This is a genomic window from Bradyrhizobium sp. LHD-71 (assembly GCF_031157255.1).
Lineage (GTDB): Bacteria > Pseudomonadota > Alphaproteobacteria > Rhizobiales > Xanthobacteraceae > P52-10.
The window spans coordinates 1-666 of the sequence record NZ_JAVIFX010000079.1 but is presented as its reverse complement, the minus strand read 5'-3'; the positions used below and the strand labels follow the sequence as shown (position 1 = coordinate 666).

The 666-nt window shown below is 58.9% G+C and carries 1 pseudogene; it reads right to left on the bottom strand.

What is annotated here, in order from left to right:
- Positions 1-666 (bottom strand): annotated as a pseudogene (locus tag RCO31_RS34635) (IS630-like element ISRj1 family transposase); the annotation flags it as partial.

The window sequence follows — 666 nt, the reverse complement described above, 5'->3', positions numbered from 1 at the left end:
ATCGATGTGTTCCTGAAGCTGCTTGAGGCTCGTGAAGGAGGTGCCGCTGAGCGACTGCCCCTGCAAGATGGAAAACCATACTTCGACCTGATTGAGCCATGACGCACTTGTCGGCGTGAAATGAAATTGCACGTTGGGGTGGGCCTTGAGCCAGTCCTCGTTCTTTTTATGGGTGTTGAGGTTGTCGAGGATGACGTGAAGCTTGCGGTTCGGAAAAGTCGCGGTGACGCTGTTCATGAAATCGAGAAACTCGACGCGGCGCCGGCGTTTTGAATGGGTCGCGATGATCTTTCCGGTGGCGACTTCGAGCGCCGCAAACAATGTTGTGGTGCCATGCCGCTTGTAATCGTGGCTTTGGCCGGTTAAGGCGCGGCCATTGGGCAACTTCAGATAACCCTGCGCTCGCTCCAAAGCCTGGATCGAGGGCTTCTCGTCCACGCACAGCACAATGGCCTTCGCCGGCGGCGCGACATAGAGGCCGACAACATCGGCGGCTTTGGCCGTAAAGTTCGGGTCGTTGCTCTCGCACCAGGACTTGCGAGCCACCAGGTCAATCTTGTGGCTGCGCAGGAACCGCCAGACATATTGGACATCGACATCGCCCAGCGCCTCGGCCAGCAGGGGGCCGGTCCAGCGCGCAAACCCTTGCGGTGGCGGCTTATCCAG